Origin of the sequence: Paenibacillus sp. FSL H8-0282, assembly GCF_037963825.1 — a bacterium.
Taxonomy (GTDB): domain Bacteria; phylum Bacillota; class Bacilli; order Paenibacillales; family Paenibacillaceae; genus Paenibacillus_AQ; species Paenibacillus_AQ odorifer.
Genome location: NZ_CP150146.1, coordinates 1,057,858 through 1,079,640, shown reverse-complemented (window position 1 = coordinate 1,079,640; position 21,783 = coordinate 1,057,858). Strand labels below are relative to the sequence as shown.

The following is a 21,783-nucleotide window of genomic DNA, read 5'->3' as shown; positions in this document are numbered from 1 at the left end:
TCAAGTTGTTCAATTAACATTGACTAGTGTCCGTCATGTGTTGTGCTCTCTTCTAATGGAGAACTAGGTGTCGGCTCATCCAGTTCTGGATTAGGCTCGGTGTTGAATTCCGTCTCGCTGGATGGTGCTGGAGTCGGGTGAATTTCTTTATTATCCTGATGCTCCATACTTCCGTTATCCGTATCCATTTCAGTGCCACCATTACTCATATGGTCACCATGGCTTCCCGGAGGCGGGCTAAAGGATAAGTGAGTATTCGTATACGTTTTACGTCCGACATGTTCCATTTCCAAAAGACCTTTAAATTCATCTTCCGTCAGTGGACCCGCCGTTTCTTTAACGTCTTTCACCCATTCCTGATAGTCCTTATCTGTCATCGCAAGTGTTTCAAACTCCATGTGGGCAAAACCCTTACCATTAAAGTTCGCATTTCTTCCGACATAAGAACCTACAGTATCAGCTGAAAGATGCAAGGTTGTGATCATATCGCTCATCGCGTATTTTTGTCCTCCCAATTGTGGGATCCAAAGACTTGAGATCGTACCGAAAGAATACAGTCTGAACTCTACAGCGCGGTGAACTGGAATGTTAACGTAGTTTACTGTTTCGATACCTTCTTCTGGGTAGCTGAAGTGCCATTTCCAGTTAGAGGAGGAAGCATAAATTACAAGCGGTTTCTGATCTTTATAATCCGCTGCAACATTTTCTACATCTACTGTTGTTTTGACGGTGACTACGGAGAGGAATGCCACGATAATAATCGGAATGGTAATCCAGATAGCCTCCAGCCATTTGTTTCCTTCCTCGTGAGGAGGAATATAATCTTCGTTGCTTTTTTTAGCACGGTATTTCAAAAGCACAAAGACATATAAGATGTAGACAACTGCCAGAACGCCGAGCATCATAACAATGGAGAGAATGATCGTGTCAGATAAAGTTCTTGCAGCCGGCCCCTTCGGATTCAGAACAGCGATTGAACTGCATCCTGGCAAGAGTAAAATTAGGCTGAGAAATAAAGCGTATAACGGTCCCTTTTTGTTCATGCTTAAGCTCCTTCCTTCAATACTTCTTTTATTAACCCTCAACATTAACCTTAATATATAGTAAGAATTTATGGGGAAGAAAGCAAAAGACTTATTTTTCCATTTAGCCTAAAAAAGACCTTAATAATGGCGAACAAGTTAAATATGTGTGATCAATTTGTTACAAGTTTCTAATAGTATGATAAAGATCACTGTAACGGCGCTGTTTATGGGTTGAAAAATTCCGTTCAAACTTTGTTCAATAGTTTACTAAAGTTGCTAATTTAGACACATCTATTCTGCGCAAAACGGGGTGATTTTAACCATTTTTTGTTGATGCGCCAGTATTTAGCCGGAGTCGCGTGCTTTTTATGATTGTGGTTGAAATCACAGTTAACTTCTAAAAGGTAACAAATTATTCTGCTGGGGGTTACAATCTCTCAAATTTCATTCTATCAATGTATGTTAAGGTAATAGACAAATATACATAGATAGGAGATTTTTGACGATGTCTTTAAAGAAAGTATGGCTATTATTAATCGTATTATTCATTGGTTCCGGATCAATACGAGCGATAGATTCAGTGAATGCAGCAGGTGCAGGCTCCCTTAGGTTAGGTGTGAACGATAAGTTAACAACTATTGAAGCAGTTTCGGTAAAAGATACCTATTACGTTCCTCTACGTGATCTATCACAGGAACTTAAGTTAACGCTAACTGGAGTGAGCGATGGGATAAAAGTTACAGGTCAGAACAGATCAATCAAACTGCTGAATGATCATGCAACAGCTACTCTAGGCGATGGAAAGACCATATCCATGAGTACATTTTTGAAAAACGGAAAAACAATGGTTCCACTGAAATTGACCTCTTATCTTGGTTTTGGAATTTCTTTTAAAGCAGATCAATATTTATTGCGTGTAAAAGATGGCTCGGCTACATTAGATGATGCAACATTTGTAAGTAAGTTTAAAAAGGAATTGAAGCCAACCGCAACTCCTGGAACTTCTACGCCAACTGTTGGGAAGCAAGGTAAGACCGTATACCTCACCTTTGATGATGGGCCAACGGCTACAACTTCTACATTGCTTGATATTTTGGCAAAATATGATGCGAAGGCAACTTTTTTCATGATCGGACCGAATATGAACCAGCATACTGCGCAAGTGAAACGGATTGCGAATGAAGGGCATGGTCTCGCATTGCATGGAATGACGCACCGGAAAGAGAAGTTTTATGCTTCACCTGCGGCTGCGCTGGGAGAGATGGATAACGATAATGCCATTTTGAAAAAGATTACAGGTCAAAGCACTACACTGATTCGTCCTCCTTATGGAAGCAAGCCTTATTTCACAAAGGCCTTTAGAGATAAAGTGCTGGCTCAAGGTTATCATCTATGGGATTGGAACGTGGACTCAGAGGATTGGAAATACAAGGATGCTAGTACGACGATCTATAATTCGGTAATGAATCAGGTTCATAAGCTGCAGAAATCGCAGACCAATCCAGTGATTCTGATGCATGATCAAAAAGCTACACTTAAAGTACTTCCGCGTATCTTAGAGTCATTGAAAAAAGAAGGATATACATTCCACGTCATTAGCTCAGATCTGAAACCTCTGAATTTCTGGAAGGATACACGCTGAGTTTTTTTGAAAAAATCAAGAGGGAATCCCAACAGCTGTGAACTAGCTATTGGAATTCCCTCTTTTTTTGGTCTTGAACTAAACACTAATTTTTGTTTAATCCAACCACATTCATGCTCCCGAGTTTTTCTATCGGACCCAGATGACCTTAATTGCTGGATTTGCCTCTGTTTCGGGTGCTATCGGACCACATAGCCGCTATTGGTGCAAAAAACACCAGTTATCAGTGTTTTCCACACCAGCTGCACTGGAGTCCGAAACTTTGCTCCAAGGGCGATAAATGGGCAAATAGCGGCTGCTGTGTCCTAAACTTCGCTCCTATGGCGACAAATATGCGAATAGCGGCTACTGTGTAGTCCGAAACTCCACTCCCAAGCCACTAAATGAGCGAATGGCGTCTGCTGTGTCCGATAGCCTATGGGGATGAGTATGGGCCCACGCTATCGGATCCAGATGACCTTAATTGCTGGATTTAGCTATATTTCAGATGCTATCGGACCTCATAGCCGCTATTGGTGCAAAAACCACCAGTTATCAGCGTTTTCCACACCAATAGCTGCACTGGTGTCCGAAACTTTGCTACAATGGCGATAAATATGGAAATAGCGGCTGCTGAGTCCTAAACTCCACTCCCAAGCCACAAAATGAGCGAAGGGCGCCTGCTGTGTCCGCTAAACCAGTTGGGATGAGTATGAGTCCACGCATCGGACCCAGATGACCTTAATTGCTGGATTTAGCTATATTTCGGATGCTATCGGACCTCATAGCCGCTATTGGTGCAATAACCACCAGTTACCAGTGTTTTCCACACCAATAGTTGCACTGGAGTCCGAAACTTTGCTACAAAGGCGATAAATGGGCAAATAGCGGCTACTGAGTCCGATAGCAAATGGGGATGAGTATGAGCCCACGCTATCGGACTCAGATGACCTTAATTGCTGGATTTAGCTATATTTCGTATGCTATCGGACCTCATAGCCGCTATTGGTGCAAAAAACACCAGTTATCAGCGTTTTCCACACCAATAGCTGCACTGGTGTCCGAAACTTCACTACAAAGGCGATAAATGGGCAAATAGCGGCTACTGAGTCCGATAGCATATGGGGATGGATATGAGCCCACGCATCGGACCCAGATGACCTTAAACTGGGGAATATCAAGTAGACAGTGTGTTTGAAAAACTAGAGATCAGCCGGGAACACTAGGGTTACGGGTTACGGGTTACGGGTTATGGGTTATGGGTTACGGGTTACGGGTTACGAGGTACAGGGTACGAGGTACAGGGTACGAGGTACAGGGTACGAGGTACAGGGTACGAGCATACCGATCATCTCCAAGGTTTTTATTGTTTCCACGCCTCCGTCTTTCCACTAGTGTCGCTGGAGATCACATAGCATATGTTTGCCCGCAACTTGCTGGGACCAGCTTACGTCTATACGCTCCTGCTGCTGAGACCAGCTTACGTCTATACGGTCCTGACCTGCTGAGATCAACTTACATCTCTCCCCCCTGACCTGCTGAAACCAGCCTACGTCTATACGCTCCTGACCTACTGAGACCAATTTACATCCCTCCCCCTTGACCAACTGAGATCAGTTGGCTCGCACTTGCTCCCAATCTGCTAAAACCACAAACAGCAGAGCAGCGATCTCCGTTACTGGAGAACCGCTGCTCTGCTGGTTTTAACAATATTATGAAGCCTATAGTTTGAAGCTGGACAATGTCTTTTGCAGATCTTCTGCGAGCACCGCTAAATACTGAGCTGAAGCCGACATTTCCTCCATTGCGGATAGTTGCTCCTGACTCGCTGCACTTGTGTCCTGAACACCTTCTGCACCTTTGCTAGATATAACGTTGACCTGTTCCATAGCTGCTGCCACACCTTGTGATTCCATGGCCACATGAGCAACCGCTTCTCTAATCTCCGCTGTCTGTAAGGTAGCTTCTTTAATGGAAGTCTGAATCTCATGAAAAGCTTGAGATACCAGATGACTTTGAACTACGCCATTGGTGACTAGCTCAGTACCCAAAGCCATGGATTCTACTGCGCTTTCGGTTTGCTTTTGGATATGTGTAATAATATCTGTAACCCGCAAAGAACTATTTCTAGTTGCTTCCGCCAGATTACGAATTTCTCCAGCAACTACAGCAAATCCCCGTCCATGCTCACCGGCCCGTGCTGCTTCTATAGAAGCGTTGAGCGCAAGCAGATTCGTCTGTGTAGCAATACCGTTAATCGTTGTAATAATTGTATTAATCTCTTGTGACAATGTCCCCAGATTAGAAACAATCTCCTGACTCTGAGTTACACTGAGGTCAATTTCCTTCATCTGCACAATGATTTGGTCTACAGCCTCTACTCCACGATCCGATGAACCGGAGACTACTCCCATAAGATCCGACATTTCATAGCTACTGCCCTCTACGGCTGCAATATCATTGGTCATTGCTTTTATGGAACGTGTTGTACTGTTAATGCTCTCTGTCTGCTCATCAAATCCCGCAGCAATCTCTCCAGAAGATACAGCGATCATTTGTGAAGCCAATGAGGTCTGCTCAGCACTAGCGCTCATCTCTTCCGATGAAGCTGACAGCAGTTCTGCACTCTCTGCAATCCCTTGCATCATCTTCCGCAAGCCCTGCAGCATATTGTTAAATGAACTGTTAATTTGGCCGATCTCATCCTTAGCGGTGTAAGTTGCTACCACAGTCAAATCTCCATCTTCTGCCCGCTTCATTAGTCCTTGCAGTTCTTTAAGGGGTTTTGTTATCAGTCGAATAATTGCAATACTAATTACGAAACAAATCACCCAGGCGAACGTAATCATTATGGTATTGTTTACCCGCATGCTTTTAGCGGTTGCCATGGAATCTGAATTGTGTTCATCAGCATCTTTAAGCAAAGAATCACTAATTCCTTTAAGTAGGTTGATCATTTTTTCACGGGATTCGTTAAATTCGCCTGAAAATACTTTATAGGCCTCTTGATTATGATTACTATCAGCAATCTTTATAATGTTATCCCGCTGTGCACGATAATCTGGCAAAAAGGACTCATACTCTTTGATTTTACTTACAATAGCAGGATCATTATACTGAATCGCTTTCACCTTGTTCATAAGTTCATTATTATCCTGAACCTTCACTTGGATACTCTCAGAAAGTTCTTTGTTTTTGCTGGCATTTACGCTAATCAAACGCTCCAAAAGATAGGATTCAATAGCCCGATTATTCGTACGCATCTGCCCTACGTAAGAAACAGGCAATAAATTTTCATTATATGTCTCATTTGTTTTTTCGGCCATTTGGGTCATCGTAATGATGCCTATGCCACCTACAACATTAACCATGATTACAGCGAATACCAAAAGCAACCCTATTTTGTATTTCACTTTCAAATTTTTCATCTACACTCCGCCTTCACATTATCTTATGATCTATCTATTTTTATCGGTCGGAAGGGCTAAGAGTTTGATGATTTTTTAAATATTGTGTCGAATAAAAGTATATATTGTCATAAAACGACTTTCCTCAAATATAAAAAGGACGGGCACCCGATCCGCTATTACTCCGAATCCAAGTGTGCCCGCCTACTCAAACTTCCTCTTCCTTATTCTCCAGAGGTATAGTACCAGTACAAAGTATCACCGTTCTGCAAAATATAACTGTCTGCACTGATGCTTGGATCCGCATCCCGGTTCGTTTTATACTTCCATCCGCTGCTTGGGCCTCCATCAAATTCAGCCAACCCTTCAATAGATTTCACGTAGATGCTTCCAGCGTTGCCGGATGATACTACCTTAGTCCCTAATTGACTGACTAGTAAGCTATAAGCCGTTTCGCCCTCTTTTAGAGCTACTGTTGTACTGGCTAGGATGGTTCCTTTCCGGCTATCTCCAATCACTGAGAGGGTAGCGGTAGCTTTTGCTGGAGCAATAACAGACGATCCGACAGTCAGAGACTGAGTATAACGCGCTACGCTCGGTACGCTGTCTTTAGTATAACCGGTAACAGTCAGTGTATAGCTATTTGCCGGGAGACCCCCATCAACAACAGCTACACCTTGTTCATTCGTGATTACCTTCTTATCACCAATCGAAACCTGCACACCTGCAGCCGGTGAGATAACCGGATCAGAAGTGAAGCTTTCCTGATTCCACACCCACTTTTTCTGTGAAACCTTTACAGTAAAAGCTTCATTAGCTTTTGGCTGTGATGGGGAAAGCACCACAGAATCTACAACCTGTGTATTTTCTCCTGCATAATAGACAAGCACACGATCGGATTCCTGTAGTTCGAACGCATCCATACCCACACTTGGATATATCCACTCCCCGCCGCGTGATACCACGAAGCTCCACCATCCGTCGTAAGTACCTTGCGAAACTCCATGGATACCTGATACAAAGTTGCCATAAGACGATTTGGTGATATCTACTTTAAAATCATCGGTAGACCCTAGTTGTTGCAACGCTTCAAGGGCATTGGAGGCTTTTAAAGTCCCCTCACTAATCAACCCTTCCGGGCCTTCAACGGTAAGCGAAGCTGTTACATTCTTAGAAATCACCTTTAGAGCTTTTGTATATTTAGCAATCGTTGGGGCTTTACCTTCACGGTAGCCAGTTACAGTCAGTGTATAGTCACCTGCGGGCATATTTCCTGAGAATACGGCCTCACCTTTAGCATTCGTCGTTACCTTGTGAGCTCCAATTTGGACCTGAACACCCGCAGCTTTTGCAGTTACAGGAGAGGAAGTATTCGTAGCAGCGTCCCATTTCCACGTCTTACTAGTTACAGTGACGGTAAAAGAATCGCCCTCTTTAAGATTTGCTTTGGAAAGCGTAACGGAATCCACAAGCTTAGTGTCGTCTCCGGCATAATAAACCAGTACCTGATCTGAATCTTTAAGTACAAAATCACTCATGCCTACATCGGGATTAATCCATTTTCCGTCACGCGATACAACATACATCCATCCGTCATAACCACCAAAGCTTCCAGCAACAATATTTCCGATGCCAGTCACATAACTGCCCGAAGGATTCGTGATCGGCAAGTTCGTTTGAAGCGCCAGCTTCTCTAACGCTCCAAGTGCGTTGCCAGCATAGGCGTACCCTTGTGCCAACGTGGCCTGTGGTCCCTCAATCGTTACTGGAGCGTAGATGAGTGAGCTCTGAATGGAGGATTTGGAAAAATCGTATAGCTTACTGTTGCTTCCTTTATACAGCAAATTATAGGCAACCAGCGCCTGAAGCCCTTGCTCTGTCGCCAGAATATTACTGCTTCCACCACGGCTATGGGTGAAGCTACCATCAGCTAGACGATAGCTAAGCAGGTTCTCCATTAGATCCACTTTGTTTTTGGTGTATTCTAATCCACTAGGATCAACTCCGAAGGATGTGAGTCCAAGGATTGCTTGTGCGCTACTTTCAGCACTGTCACCGTAACCCCCATGGCTATCTTGAGCTGCGGATAACCAGGCTACGGCTTGTAGCCCTGCTAAGTAGGCTTCGGGATTATTTTTATGTGCCGCCAGAGCCGTCAAGGTTATCGCTGTCATATCAGGCTCACTTGCGCCTGAGGTTAGTGCAAAGCCCCCATCCGGATTCTGTTTGGAGAGAATCTCCGTAAGGAGTTTATCCGCCGTCCATTTCGCGTCACTTGGGATATTATATTTACCAGAATCCAGCGCAAGTAAAGCATATACCGGATTATTAAGCGTCTGTTCACTGAGCTTGCTATTATTATAAATTTTCTCAATCAGATTATAGCCAGGAGTCGTTCCGTTACCAGCAAAGCTAGTAGGATCTGCACCAATCGCTCTCACTGCGAGCACGATTCGAGCATAATCGGTTACATTGGTGAAATCGCCAGCTGCATCCTTTACTTTTTTCTCAAGCTCTGAAAGGTAACTAGCCGGCAGCTTGTACCCTGCTTGCGCTAATCCAATGGCTTGCCAATCCGATTGCACGCCACCTTTCAAGAGATATTCTGCAGCCGCATAAGTCGCATCCGCAACATTAATCCGCTCCGCAGCAGTTGCCTCCAGACCGGCGCCAGCGCTCGCTTCTGCAAATATTTGTCCTGCTGGAGCAAGAGATGTTCCTAGAATTGAAATGACCATGAATAAGGCCAGCCCAAGTGCTACAAACTTGGAAGACATGATTTTCTTCATTGTTTAACCTCTTTCTGTATAAGAATGGGTACTGCCGGGAATAAGACGCATAACATAAAGACCGCCCCTTTGGAGGGCGGTCAGGGAAGATTACAAATCGAGGCTGCGGCGCTTGCTTCCTGCCAACAGTCCATCTGTATATGTTCCACATTCTTACCCCACGAAGAATAGAAACGCTCACGAAAAAGGCAGGTCTCCTGGCTAATGCTTCATCGCTGTTCTTCACCTTCCCACCCTACCTTCGGGGCAGTGGTTTATAGAAGAAACGCTCCGCACATACAGTGGCGGGACCGCGCCGGACTCTTGCACCGGACTTCCCTTTTAAGCAGACGACTAGATTGATAGAGTCTGCACCTTTTCCAGTATGTAGTATCTTATTTTGACATCCATAATCATATCTATTAATACATAGCATGTCTATAGAAAAGCTAAGTATGGGCAGCAAAAAAAATGAACAGCAATACCTCCCGGTAGGTATTGCTGTTCAGAAAGCTTGTTATTCTGCTGTTCCTTCCGGACTTGCAGTCGGGGAGGGTTCAGCACTTGAATCAGAAGCTGGTGGAATATTAGGGTCGGGATCTACGATCAGTGTAAATCTTCCGGCTTTGATCATACTTTTCTCTAGAATTGTCACTCCAGGCTCCAATGTAACCTCAACCTGATAGGAAGGTTGTTCACCTTCAGTCACAGCTGTTGCGGAAGGCAACCCAGTGCTGTCCTCAGTATCAGAGGAAGGCGTAGGAGACGGAGATGCATCAGCTACAGCATTAGTAGCATCTGCACCTTCTGCTGTTCCTCCAGTAGTGCTAGCGGTATCTGACTCGTCAGCGGTGTTTCCCTCATCCGTCCCATCCGTTAACGGCACTGGACAAGTGCCATTCGTGGCAGCGACCTTAAAGCTTTTATCTATCTCTGTAGACGAAGACATTAAACTAATCTCAGTCGGTTGAAACTGCACACAGTCATCTGCACTTGCGAAGGTGAACACCAATATGCTGCTCCCCTTATCTCCTTCGACGCTCTGATCCTTCAAGTATACTGAAGCTGGAGGCAGCATATTGCCTGCACTCTGAACAGGGGTCGGCTCAGGGCTTGTCCCCGGCACAGCCGTCTTCGTATCATCCGGACGCAGCATACTGAATACGATAATTGCAATAATCACCAGAATACCCGTAATGGAGCCGGAGATTAAGAGTCGAAATCGGCTGCGGCTGATCCAGCGCGCCAGCGGGGAAGCCAGTTGGGAGCGGGCTTCATTGTACACATTTTGCAGAGCAGGCCGAGCTGCCGCGACATAGTTCTTTCGGAATTCCCGATTCTTGAACGCTTCACGATCACTGCTCAGGAAATACTTCAGAATCGCCTTACGGTAACCCGGTTGCAGCTTTTTATTCGAAACCGTAAATAAAGGATTGCCTTGCGACCAAGCAAAAAACCGATAGATGATTTCTTTGTCGGAACCGGCTTTACGCTTTAACAGCTCCAGAAGCGCATCGTAATCCAGCGGACCCCCTTCACGCTGAGTTGTATAGTAAAAGGCTAGCGGAAGCCGTTCAAAGGGTTCCAGAACACGCGCCTCTTTTAGCAAACGACGACCCAGTAGCTGCACATCGTCTAGTTCCTGCGGAGACAATCCTGTAAAAATCTCCTCACTCGGCTTCTCTTCACCAAACCAGCGGTAAGCGGCACGCAGCGCATTCTCTTTCTGCTTGCTAATCCTATCCAGTGGCGGCTGCCAATCGACAACATTACCATACCGTAAAAAAACTACCTCCAGAAGCTCCTCCTGCGTCATATCAGAAAGCGATAAGCGGTTCAGTAAGAATCTATCTGCTGAAGCAGCAAGATCCTGCATTAGGGAGAGTGCCTTAGGAGCAACTCCTGTTCCTTTGCGGCGATCTTTTTCTGCCTTATCTACAATTTCATGAATTTCCGCCACAGAAGCCACCGGATCATGCTCCAGCTGGAGCTTTTCTAGCAAATAATCCTTCACAGCATTTTGAGCAAAAGACTGCTCTAACGCCACTGGCAGGAACCGCCCCCAATGGAGCACAAAGCTCAGAATATCCGCAGATCTGGACGCCGCAGCTAGTCTTGATTCCATATAAGGCTCAAGTAGCTGCTTACGGAAATAAGTTTCAGACATCACGCGCTGGAAGTAAGCTGCACTTAACTCATCATTACTCTCAATGATCCCGTAAGCAGCACTCAAAATATCCTTGCGGCCCGCTTCCACACTATGAAGCATCCCATTGATGAAATAATCCACGATTCTGACCCTGTAATTGTGATCCTTAAGTACAAAATACTCTTTAAAGCATTCCATAATCGCCGGATCTGGCACATTTCTTTGCCGAATCAGATCAAATTCCCGGTCAAACCGTTCTAAGAAAATATCATTCAAGCGGATTCTAGAATGAATTGCACCGTCTGGTTTAAGGTAAGAAAGCAAACCACTTAGCACCGCACTCTTGTTTTCCGTATATAAATGCTCGTTCCCTTGCTCAATCTCATAAAATATAGCCAGCTCATTATAGAAAGAAAGGGATAGCTTGTGCTCAGGACTCTCTCCACGGAGAATCTGATCGGCGAAGCTTACGAAGTCGTTAATATCTCCTGGATTCAGCAGTAATAGCTTCCACACCAAATCAGCATAAGGCTGGCGGGTCTCGCCAAAATCGACATTCCCCATCCGTCCGGAAGCCAAATCAAAGGTATAATCCTTCTCAATACTGCGGTCACCGGGACGAAGTGAACCTTTTTCCACAAAGCTAAGATGTATATATTTACGGCTTTGCGGTTCATTCGCATACGTAATCACGCCTAATCTACGGCGGAATTCATACGGCAGCACGCTATACAGAATTTCTGTAAGCTCCACCGCCCGCGCGGACAACTCGGTGATAGGTACGTTTAGAGCCACATAGATTTTTTTCTTACCTGCTACAGAGAGCATTACGGCTTGCAATAACGCCTTGAATATCCCTTCATCAATCCCTAACAAGCGTAAGCCTGCGATTGGATCAGGGCTGCGGTCTGTGCGAACAACTGGAATAGAGGGCAGCTCCGGCAAGGTTCCACCAAGCTCTCCCGTATAACGCTCTGCAAAATCAGCATGCAGCCAGTCTCCATAGCTCTGCACAATTTCTTCGGAACGTGAAGCAGGAACTACATAGTTATGTGCAAAAAAAGCGCTTCGTTGGCCTGTGAAATCGGCCGCTTGATAACGACTAAGCCCAATAACTGTATCCCCGTTCTCAGCATGAAATAGGTGCAGCGCACCAGGATATGCAGCCTCATCCTTCTCTCCACGTGCGGTTAACTCCGCAGGAGCATCGTAGAGGCAGAAGGGATGAAGGATTTTTTTCACAAAATTATTGTCTAGACTATCTGATTTCGCTACCGTATCGAAGCCTTCTGTGGAACGAAACACTCCGCGACGTTCGCGGGTGTACATCTGTTGGGCGATTGTTGACCCTGAGAAAACATTCACGGGCCGTCGCTCCCCTCAATATACTTCAGCTTATGCAGCAGCCAAATAAAAGGCTCGTCTACACGAATCGGGCTTACTACACCCTCAATCTTTTGATTCACAGGATTGCTGCCCAACGCAGATACTGCAAAATAACCCGTATTCGCGAAATAAACATCCATTGTATCTTTAAAGGGTCTGTCCACCTTACCAATAAATCTGCGAATTTCCCCGTCGATATTATGGAACTCGTCCATGTTTAATGTTTTGCGGTGAACATAGTTATTGAACACATTGCTGTTGGACTTGATGTAATCGCCATCCTCATCCTTCAGCGAATGCAGCATATCACTTTTGGCAAGCACAACCGCTGTTGGAATGTCTGTCTTACTCTTTTCCTGATAGGCAATAAAATCACCGAACATCGTCAGCACCACATCGCGCGGCTCGTCATATTGTGAGACCCATTCTCCCGGGCGGTCACCGATGTTAATATGAATCTTTTCACGGATAGAACGGATTTGCAGCGGATCGACCATAAACAAAATACCCGCAGAGTTCTTGATATGCTGACCATGAAGTCCAAGATAATCCTGATCCACCATACCCTCACCTGCTACATCAAAGAATACAAGTGTCAGTGGCGGTTTATTTTCATCCTTAAAGACAAATTGAAAGATAAAAGGCTCCTGCATTTTTTCCTTCTGTGTAGAAGCCAACAGATCTCCACGCTCAAAAAGCGGTTCCTCATACAATGTACGGAACTTACGGCTAATCTCTGCATTAAGCGGCATACAAGCGGCATCAAAATGACCTGCTGTAGTATGCTGCAATGTGTGGATCAGCGAGGTCATATACACCGATTTCCCGACTTGGGATGCCCCGATAATCGAGATGATGTTACTTGGCACCTTCCCGGCAGTCACCGGCAGCTCATTATGGCAGGACGGGCAAAGCCGTCTGCGCGTAAGCACACCGTAACGATCCGTAAGCCCAGTTAACACATGATCCGTGTAATGATGATATTCTTCCGGAATATCCGCCGGGTTGATAATCGCTTCTATGTCATCTACCGTATCAAGCCCAAAGCGCTCACGGTATTTGTTCAAGGCGTCATCCTCACCCAATGCGTAATTTTCATCGTCCTCCCGGCTGTGCATAGCCCGAAAGACGACATCCTCCGGAGAGAACTTGGTGAAGCAATACGGACACACTATATCGTAAAAAAGCGGCCGCGGCTCCGGCTGATTCTTTTTCATAAAACGGCTAAAAAAAGACATCTACTCATCCTCCCAAAAGTTGTATCTACGTACTTGCTATGAACGCCACTGCTCATTACCCGCTTGTACGTGTAGACCGAGTCTCACTCCGGTACCAATTCGTAATAAAGCCCATATTTCTTGCCATCGGTGAAAAAGATGCGTACAAAATCATCCTTACCGATTTCAATCGGCGGAAGTACATTGCGTCCAGGAGCGAAATCCTGGACGAAGGGAAAGAGAATACCATCCTCTTTCCCTGCCGGATGCCCTCCACGTTTCTTGACATAACAGAGGACATCCCGTGCCACGGGCACTTCTGCCGTAATCGCCATATGTACGGTCTTTTGTTTTCCGAATAAGGCCTTTTTTTGTTGAATGGAATAATAGATCCGGGCTTTGCCTGCACTGACCATCACCCGGTTCACACCATCATTTTGCCTCACCAGGGCAGTCTCACCGTTCTCAGCAAGACGAGCAAATATCGTATAGGATATCAATCCGATCTCATCCAATCGATCACGATAACCATTGTTAGATTTGTATTCCTCACGAGTGTAGAGCTTCATCCCGATCGGCGGATCATCTCCGGTTCCCATGTCAGCCGCTTCTGCGGAGGTTTTGTGGATGTACACCGCCTGCACGCCGTCCGGCCAGCGCCATCTCAGCGTACAGAATCGGTCATCCACTTGGGATGTCACATCCGTTATTCCCAGAGCGGAAGCATTAACCTCGGCGTACCTCATTACTGTAAACCCCTTTCCGCTACACTAGAATCCTTTGCTGTTCCGGCTTCTGCGCCGACCCGGAAAGTTATCCGATGCTGGTGCAGGCGCTGCGTTATTGTTTCTTCTATTTCGATAAATACGTCCTTCTCCTACCGGAATGACGCCTGTAAATAATGCAATAATAGCAGCTAATATAAGAACAGCCAGAAGACGAATAAGACTATCTGTAAAGGAGTCACCGCTAAGTCCAAATTCCAGAATCAGTCCTGCGAACAAGCCTGATATTACGCCGCCAATCCCAAAGCTTTTAGCCAAATGACGGTTATCAAACATAATTCCCAGACCTAATCCAAACGCAGCTCCCATCAACATCAGTGACAAAATACGAACCGCAGCATAATAAGGACTGTCTGCCGTTGAATCACTGCGCTCAGTTAGCAGCGTCCGATCTCCCAGACGGTCATAGATCTGCTGGAATACATCGCCCAGAAGGGCTGAATCCTTGACATCATAATAGTGTCCGCCTGTCACTCTCGCAATATCCTGCAACAGCTGAGTGCCTGCTGGATCATTCAAGCCCAGACCAATGGTATTCACGGCAATACCGCGCTCTACATAAGCCTGCAACTCTCTTGTGGTATCGAAATTACTCACTCCGTCAGACAACAAGATGACCATGGCTCCTTGGTCTTTTTTGCCGTCACTGTCAATCTCCTTGAGTGCCTCCGAGACCGCACCGCTAATATTCGTGCCGCCTTCGGTTGGCTGCAGATTATCGATTGCAGTCAGCACCTTCTCACGATTCTCCGAATTTGAAAGTGGCGTTAAAGGTTGGACAACTACAGCTTCATTGTTAAAGGTCACCACGGCTACCTTATTGTCAGTGTCCATTTTTGTAATTAACGCTTTTGCTGCGGAATACCGGCTATTATCGGGATCACTCTGTGTCATACTGCCTGAGTCATCGATAGCCATTACTACATTCTTAACTGGTCTGGCTCCGCCAAAATTCAGCTCATAAACAAACTCCGTTAAGGCTCCAACACCAAGTGCAAGAACAATCATCAGAGGCAGCAGCTTCCACGATAACCCCAGATAGCGCTGCTTCCATGAAGCTCCGTTCAGTCGTGGCGAGATCATCTCTGCAAGCAGGCAGCCTACACCGACTCCCATCGCCACAATGGCAAAATAAATACCCACAAGCAGGATGGAAGGCAGATCGTTATACCAGCTTAGCAGCCATTCGCCAAAAAGAAAGGCGACCCCGCCGCCGATCAGACTGAAGAAGAGCAGCAGCAGATTGATTTTTCTCTGCATCGTTATACTTCCTTTCCGGGTAAAATCTGAATTGTACTCTTATCCTTTAAACATTCCGGGGGTTATGCTGCCTGATAAACGGGCTACCCGGATGTGTTATCATCCCCCAGATTGCACTTTGTGCAATAGAATGGAATAGGAGAAACATCTATTTCTATTCTATTGCATAGTGTGCAGTGGAAATAAGGAGAAATGTCCCTATCCCGGAACTCTAATTAAGAGTTATATCCGATGACTCTATTGCACAAAGGCAATAAAGGGACTCAAAGTGAGGGGACCTATCTATTACGCCATCAGCGCATCTCAGGAAGCTGATCTTCACTCAGCCCATGGAGCTGATAGCCATTCTGAGCATAAGTCTCATAATAGACCTTACCGTTGCGATAATAGAGCAGGTCCTCTAAATGAAAGCCGCCCATCAGGTTTAGCTTCTCCACTCCGCTCCTCCGCTGCTCATGCACGAATCCTAACCGGTAAATCCGGGTTGTCTCATCTACTCCAAAGGCGTAGCGTAGAAACTCTGATGAACTGTCTCCAAAGAAATATTTCTCCTCATGACGATGCTCTTGCGTATATTCGAATAACCGAACATTAATGGCCGCGCCCTCTTCTAAATTATGATACAAGCGCTTGAACAGCTCTTCCCTCGATAGAACCTGACGATTCTCATAGGCTGCCGCAACATTTGCACGCCGCAGAAGCTCTTCCTCAAAAGATAAATTGAAAGGTTCTGCTGTCAGCAGCTCCCGACGGCAAATATCAATCAAACGCTCAATCACAGCTTCTTTCCCTTGTTCTAAGAGCTTGGAGATACTGCCCATGTACTTCTCACTGAAGAATATTCCAGGTCCACGCCGGGTTTCGATATCCTTCATCACTTCTTCTGTGACTACGCGGTAGTATTCCATTACGTTCTGGCCCGTTGTTTCGTTTGTTCGCCCAATGCTGTCCATAACAGTAATACGCAATTCTTCCTCCAAAGTCTCCATAGCTTTCACACGGGCCATACTTTCCATATGAAGCTGCTCAAGTGCAGATTCCAAACGACTGCATAGGGCAAGCTCACTTTCTAGGCCCAATAGTTCATATTTTTTGCCATATACGGCTGAGAATAAATAATGAATGAAGTTACGTACTGTTCTTTTATCAAAAAGCGGCACACGCTGGAACGGCTGGCGCTCCACGCTTTCTGCGTAAAGGTCCTCAAGCTCCTCCTGCATGGAGAGAATCGCGGAACGCAGGCCTGCCATATGCTGACGTAAAAGATGGAGCACACTTCCGGCTTCATCACGATCTGCCGTCCACTCCGCAAGCTGATAAAAGCTTACCGCTGGCGTAGATGTTTCCTGTGCCGCCAGCATAGTGCGCCATTGGCGTAATGGATTCATTCCCTCTACTCTCCGGTTTGACTCTGCCACAAAGTTATTGCGGAAATAAGCTTCGCCCCCGTCACCGAACAACTGCCGTTCAGCTTCACGAAGTGACAGCTGCTTCAGTTCATTATAGGTAGGGCGTCCGTGACTCATTAACCCCGTCATTTCATTCAGGCCGTCTTTCTCCGGAAGTAGGTGTACCGCGTGTTCCCGCAAGCTGTCAGGGTCCAGCCCTAACAACGCCTGCCGTTCACGTATAGTCCACGAACTGCCCTCACGCATATCGGAGACAAGCCGCCGAAACGCATGATACAGCACCGCCAAAGCAATTTGAACATTAGGTCTTCTTACCCCGGAAAAGCCAGCAGAGGCGTAGCCTTGTCTTCCAGTGCTGCCCCTGATGCCGCTTTTGAAGGTCATATTGTTATATCCGCCATGACCAGTAGCCTGATCAGAAGCCGGGCGGACCCGATTTTTGAGCAGACTAATATGAGAAATAATCTCGTAGTTGTCATCCATACCGTGTGCAGACATCATACCGCGCTCATTCTTATCGGAGAGCAGATACACAAGGTCAAATAATGCGGAAGGACCATGGGCAACTGGAATCGACAGACCGTCTTCCGTCACAAGTAACGGCGCATTAAACTTATAGTCCGTAGCTTGCATTCTGTCCAATTCACGCAGAAAAGCCAGCCCTACTGAGCTGGAAAATCCAAAATTATCCCCTTGCTCCCGCTCATTGATCAGAGCGTAGAGATCTGTCTGTACGGACTTAAAGGACTGGCCGAGTACAGCACGAGCCAACAGTGTAATTTCCGGCAGCAATACATTAAGCGGATCATCAACCCGCGTAATGATAGAGAGATGGATGACGTCAAAAGATGAATATAGACGTCCATAATCCGCTATACTGTTGCTCAGCCGCCGGATAACTTTATTCATTTCAGCAAGATAACGTGTATCCTCATGAAACTTGCGGTAAAGTTCATGACGCACAGTGCGTGGATCTGACCCTGCCGTTTCCGGCAAGGCCATGGCCAGCACCCGGTCTTTTCCTCCCGCAACAGATCCACTTATACTTCCGTCTATTCCTTCTTTTGCCGCACCTGACACAGCATGTAATGCCATAACACCGCCGGCGTTATCCCATTTTCGTTCGCAGCTATCCAGCACCGGACCGATGGCCGGAGCAACCTTGTCGCCTACGAACAGAAACAGGGCAGGGTAATGGATGCTGCTGCGTCCATCCCCTTTGCTGCGCTGTGCCTCTTCCTGTACCGCATATTGTTCACCATAAGATAATGCCTGTGTTTTGATCATAGGCCTATTTCAACTTTCTGCGGATACTGCCGAGCTTGCTAGTCATGCTCTTGTAGAATCCGTACATCTCATCGCCGCTCTCATACTCTACCCGTTCGTACTCCAAGCTATCGCGTGCTTCCAGGAATGATACATACAGTCCTTCCAGCTTATAGAGCAGCGGGGTAACGTCTTCAGCGGCAGTCATTTCACCTGCACGACGTGCTGCCTTACGCAGCAGTACGCTGCGGCTCTTCTCATCCAGCTCCCGGAAGTGCCGATACACGGCATACTCTACGTAGCTGCGCTCTTTCATCAAATTAGCAAACGGCTCCCAAGCGTCCTCTTCTTCATCACGGTCATAAACGTAGAGTGCGCCTTTTTTGATAATGCTGTCCGTATACAAAGCTTCAATGAACTGATCCATCCACTTATCTTCGTCCAGATATTGATGAAGCACACCTTCAAGCTCAGCGGCTTTGGCAGTCAGTTCAGCATATTTAGCCAGCTCCACACGAACACGTGAAATCAGCTGCGGTGAACGAATGAGATTCTCCTGCGCCATGTCCTTGTTGATGCTGCCAAAGATATCTTTAATGCCTTCCCGCTCCAAGCCCTTCTCACGCAGGCTCTTCAGCTCATCAACCGCCTTCTTCACTTCACCGAGATTTGGGCGTGTAGATTGCAGCTGCATATCGAAACCGTTCAAAATGGCGTCCAGATCAAAAGGTTTGGTGAACACAACAGAATATCTGTTACTTGTGTTCTCATCTACACCTTTTTCAATAATGACTCCACTTGCCAGCGCTTTTGCAAAGTCTGCACGCACTCTAGCGTTATAATCACGTACACGAGAATTGACGTAAGTGTCGCCCCATGATTTTTCTGGAATCGGAGAAGGCAGGTACGTCCAGTTGTTCTTATCCGTCATCACGAGATGGCGGCCGATCCCTTCCTTGTCGAGAATGGTCCGCTCATAGTTTTCTTCAAACACCCGCAGCGGCGTGTATACGAAAAGTGGCACACCATTACGTGTATTAAGCCAGAAAATACGGTTTTTCACTTGGCTTTCCTTGATCGTAAATTGCGATTTGCCAAGCGCATTATTCTGATAATTACGAATCCCTTTTAGGATACCCGGCGCTTTAACAGGCACGGAAACGAAACCCCATGATGGGAAATGTAAGCTGCCTGAGCTATTGCTAAGGTGGAAGGTAGGCACAGCCTCTTCGTCCAATTTACCGGCAATAATCCGCTCAACGAATTTATCCAGCGGCTCTTCATGGCCGAATTTCATCACAAGGAAATCCTCCATCGAACGGGTAATCAGATCCCCAAACTTATCGCTAAGGAATTCCGAAATTGAGCGAACGATATCAATCTCCTGCTCTTTGACCCAACGTCCGGAATGCTTCAGCATTTCACGGGTGAAGTCGCGAATCAGGTCGTCGCCGTCCTTCTGATCCATGATCTTGGAGATGGTCGCCGAAATATCCGGCACGTTCACAATGTTCCAATAATAAGTTTTGTTTCCTTTATAGTCTGCCTGCTCTTCGCCATTGATAAGGATGTCCCCGTTCTTGGCAAAAATCGAGCTAAGCGCACTAAGAATCTCTGTAAACACACCGTAAATCCGGCTGTTCTCATCGTTTAATAGCTCATATAAGTCCTCGTAAAATTGAATCATTTGTTCAGTGCGTTCTACATCGGCGTGCAGCCAATACTCATTGATTTTAGCCTCAATATAGGCATTTTTCTTCTTCTCTTTGGAGACAAAAGCACTGCGGGCATCGCTCAGCTTCTCATCCGCACTGTCCTGCGCCGTCTCAATATCACGTGGCAAACGCAACAAGCTTTCACGTAAAGCCTCAATATAAGACTGAATCAGCTTTAAAATACAGAAGCCCTTCTCGGTATACAGCAGGCGGGAAACGTAGAACGGTCCTTGCTCTGGGTGCAGGAAGATGCGCTCCAGCTCTTCACTGAAACGTCCCACAATTTCGCCAGGCAGCTGCTTTTTCGATTTGATATATTCTTCACGGGCACGAGCCAGGAAGTTCTGCTCCAGCTCTGTATCCATGCTTACCACTTGATTCTTAACAACATTGGCATGGCTCAAGCGTTCGCTGTTCTCGTAGCCTGGCAACGGCTCAGGCACACGGGATTCAAATGTCTTAATCATACTGTCGAGATCAATCCCAAGCTTACGTGCGAATTTCTCTACATCCTCTTGACCTGGCGCCTGCTGGAACATTTTTTCCATTTTATCAAACAAGCGGAAAGCCAGGTAAGTCGTCATTTCCTCAATCGGAAGCACAGCGGACGAGGCACCGATAATGTTGTATTCATAGTTAGCTGGGTAGGTCTTGTTCATCTGCGCAATGTTAGTGCGGATATTACTGATATAGTCATGGATGGCGAATTCTTCACCAGACTGTTTTTCTTCACTCGCCATAAAGTTCGTGATGTTCTCCGCCGTTACGTTCATACAGTAATCGTACGCATTCTCCAGCAGCTTACCCTCGGTATTCGTTGCAGAGATCAAATGACATAGATTAAATGGAGGCAGCGGTGAATTTACCGTCAAAATATTACCGTATTGCTGCTGGAACCGCTCACCACGACTGTCCACATTCATCCAGTAATCCAGCTCTTTTAGCGCTGCATAACCGTTCTTGCGAATATATTCACGCGTGTGCTCGCTTAGACTTTTATTAGACAAATTCACGTCAGGTGTAAAGAGGTACCCCAGTGTGTTCACACGGTCAATACCAGCTGATCCATAGTCACGTTCAATAATACCGCGCACGATATAGGCAATATCCAAGAAAGCCCCACTGCCTGTACCGCCCGACAGACCTGTCAGGAGAAAGACCATCAGCTTTTTGTTAGTGCCTACGGATAACGTCTTGATCTTCTTATCAATCGCGCCTACAACCTGATTAATCTTGGTGAACAAAAGCAGACGTCCAGCCTGCCGCACACCAGCAGCACCATTCATACCATCTGTAATACTCAGCTCAGGTGACAGCCAATCCGTAATATAGGAATCGAGGATACTGCGGTTCTGCAACAATCCGCCGATTTCGGCATTCGCCAACAGTACAAATTCATTTTGCGGGTCCAGCCCAATGCCTTTGTATTTTTTTCCACGATCCTGTTCATTCGTCTCAAAAGCTAGAAATTCCACATTATCCGGCTTGTCCCGTTTCTTCTTGGATATCGGATCCTCCGGCAGCTTAAAGCGGCGGTTAATCTGATATTTAAGACGCAGCAGGGCATCAATGCCCGTGCCGCCTAGTCCAATGATCAGGATCGGATTATCAATCGTATCCACCCTGATTTTATCGCTGACAATCCCGCCGCCTAGTGATACATCCAACTGCTGTATATGCTCTCTTACTACTGGTTTCATATGCTTATCCTCCTAAAAGTTTTGCGGAAGCTGTACTTCAGATATCTTGCAGCAAAACTGTTTCTGCGGCATACA

Annotated in this window: 11 protein-coding genes and 1 riboswitch; of the genes, 1 reads left to right on the top strand and 10 read right to left on the bottom strand. The window is 46.2% G+C overall.

Annotated elements, in window-relative coordinates; genetic code table 11:
* Positions 1 to 23: 23 nt before the first annotated feature.
* Positions 24 to 1,043 (bottom strand): cytochrome aa3 quinol oxidase subunit II, encoded by a 1,020-nt coding sequence (gene qoxA / locus NST94_RS04600; RefSeq protein ID WP_036680822.1) that lies wholly within the window; start codon positions 1,041 to 1,043, stop codon positions 24 to 26.
* Between the two features lie 487 nt (positions 1,044 to 1,530).
* On the opposite strand from qoxA, the gene NST94_RS04595 reads away from it, so the two are divergent.
* A complete protein-coding gene (locus tag NST94_RS04595) occupies positions 1,531 to 2,667 on the top strand; it encodes a polysaccharide deacetylase (protein WP_076129583.1) in 1,137 nt (378 codons plus the stop codon).
* Between the two features lie 1,370 nt (positions 2,668 to 4,037).
* Here NST94_RS04595 and NST94_RS04590 read toward each other — a convergent pair.
* From NST94_RS04590 to NST94_RS04550, 9 genes are all read right to left on the bottom strand, one after another.
* Positions 4,038 to 4,229 carry a hypothetical protein gene (locus tag NST94_RS04590; protein WP_339281728.1) on the bottom strand — a complete coding sequence of 64 codons (192 nt, stop codon included), beginning with the start codon at positions 4,227 to 4,229 and terminating at the stop codon, positions 4,038 to 4,040.
* A gap of 138 nt (positions 4,230 to 4,367) precedes the next feature.
* Entirely contained in the window at positions 4,368 to 6,074 is a 1,707-nt protein-coding gene (locus NST94_RS04585) for a methyl-accepting chemotaxis protein (RefSeq protein ID WP_076185021.1), read from the bottom strand.
* Positions 6,075 to 6,277: 203 nt separating this feature from the next.
* Positions 6,278 to 8,842: a DUF4430 domain-containing protein gene (locus tag NST94_RS04580; protein ID WP_339281727.1), complete on the bottom strand. Its 2,565-nt coding sequence runs from the start codon at positions 8,840 to 8,842 to the stop codon at positions 6,278 to 6,280.
* Between the two features lie 169 nt (positions 8,843 to 9,011).
* Positions 9,012 to 9,215: riboswitch (cobalamin riboswitch) on the bottom strand.
* A gap of 123 nt (positions 9,216 to 9,338) precedes the next feature.
* A complete protein-coding gene (locus tag NST94_RS04575; protein ID WP_339281726.1) occupies positions 9,339 to 12,335 on the bottom strand; it encodes a glycosyltransferase in 2,997 nt (998 codons plus the stop codon).
* Complete coding sequence (locus NST94_RS04570) at positions 12,332 to 13,594, bottom strand: hypothetical protein (protein WP_076129587.1); 1,263 nt, start codon at positions 13,592 to 13,594, stop codon at positions 12,332 to 12,334. The genes NST94_RS04575 and NST94_RS04570 overlap by 4 nt, the downstream gene beginning before the upstream one ends.
* A gap of 83 nt (positions 13,595 to 13,677) precedes the next feature.
* Positions 13,678 to 14,319, bottom strand: coding sequence for a beta-mannanase (locus NST94_RS04565; RefSeq protein ID WP_076307181.1), 642 nt, complete (start codon positions 14,317 to 14,319; stop codon positions 13,678 to 13,680).
* Positions 14,320 to 14,343: 24 nt separating this feature from the next.
* A complete protein-coding gene (locus NST94_RS04560; protein WP_076282102.1) occupies positions 14,344 to 15,618 on the bottom strand; it encodes a VWA domain-containing protein in 1,275 nt (424 codons plus the stop codon).
* Positions 15,619 to 15,911: 293 nt separating this feature from the next.
* On the bottom strand, positions 15,912 to 18,314 hold the full coding sequence (locus NST94_RS04555; protein ID WP_081386453.1) for a transcription initiation factor TFIID: 2,403 nt from the start codon (positions 18,312 to 18,314) through the stop codon (positions 15,912 to 15,914).
* Between the two features lie 4 nt (positions 18,315 to 18,318).
* Positions 18,319 to 21,708, bottom strand: coding sequence for a tubulin-like doman-containing protein (locus NST94_RS04550; protein ID WP_076194441.1), 3,390 nt, complete (start codon positions 21,706 to 21,708; stop codon positions 18,319 to 18,321).
* Between the last annotated feature and the right edge of the window lie 75 nt (positions 21,709 to 21,783).

Excerpts from the sequence above, each read along its gene's own strand:
- qoxA (WP_036680822.1), bottom strand. The coding sequence starts at position 1,043 with ATGAACAAAAAGGGACCGTTATACGCTTTATTTCTCAGCCTAATTTTA.
- NST94_RS04595 (WP_076129583.1), top strand. The coding sequence starts at position 1,531 with ATGTCTTTAAAGAAAGTATGGCTATTATTAATCGTATTATTCATTGGT.
- NST94_RS04585 (WP_076185021.1), bottom strand. The coding sequence starts at position 6,074 with ATGAAAAATTTGAAAGTGAAATACAAAATAGGGTTGCTTTTGGTATTC.
- NST94_RS04580 (WP_339281727.1), bottom strand. The coding sequence starts at position 8,842 with ATGAAGAAAATCATGTCTTCCAAGTTTGTAGCACTTGGGCTGGCCTTA.
- NST94_RS04570 (WP_076129587.1), bottom strand. The coding sequence starts at position 13,594 with ATGTCTTTTTTTAGCCGTTTTATGAAAAAGAATCAGCCGGAGCCGCGG.
- NST94_RS04565 (WP_076307181.1), bottom strand. The coding sequence starts at position 14,319 with ATGAGGTACGCCGAGGTTAATGCTTCCGCTCTGGGAATAACGGATGTG.
- NST94_RS04560 (WP_076282102.1), bottom strand. The coding sequence starts at position 15,618 with ATGCAGAGAAAAATCAATCTGCTGCTGCTCTTCTTCAGTCTGATCGGC.
- NST94_RS04555 (WP_081386453.1), bottom strand. The coding sequence starts at position 18,314 with ATGATCAAAACACAGGCATTATCTTATGGTGAACAATATGCGGTACAG.
- NST94_RS04550 (WP_076194441.1), bottom strand. The coding sequence starts at position 21,708 with ATGAAACCAGTAGTAAGAGAGCATATACAGCAGTTGGATGTATCACTA.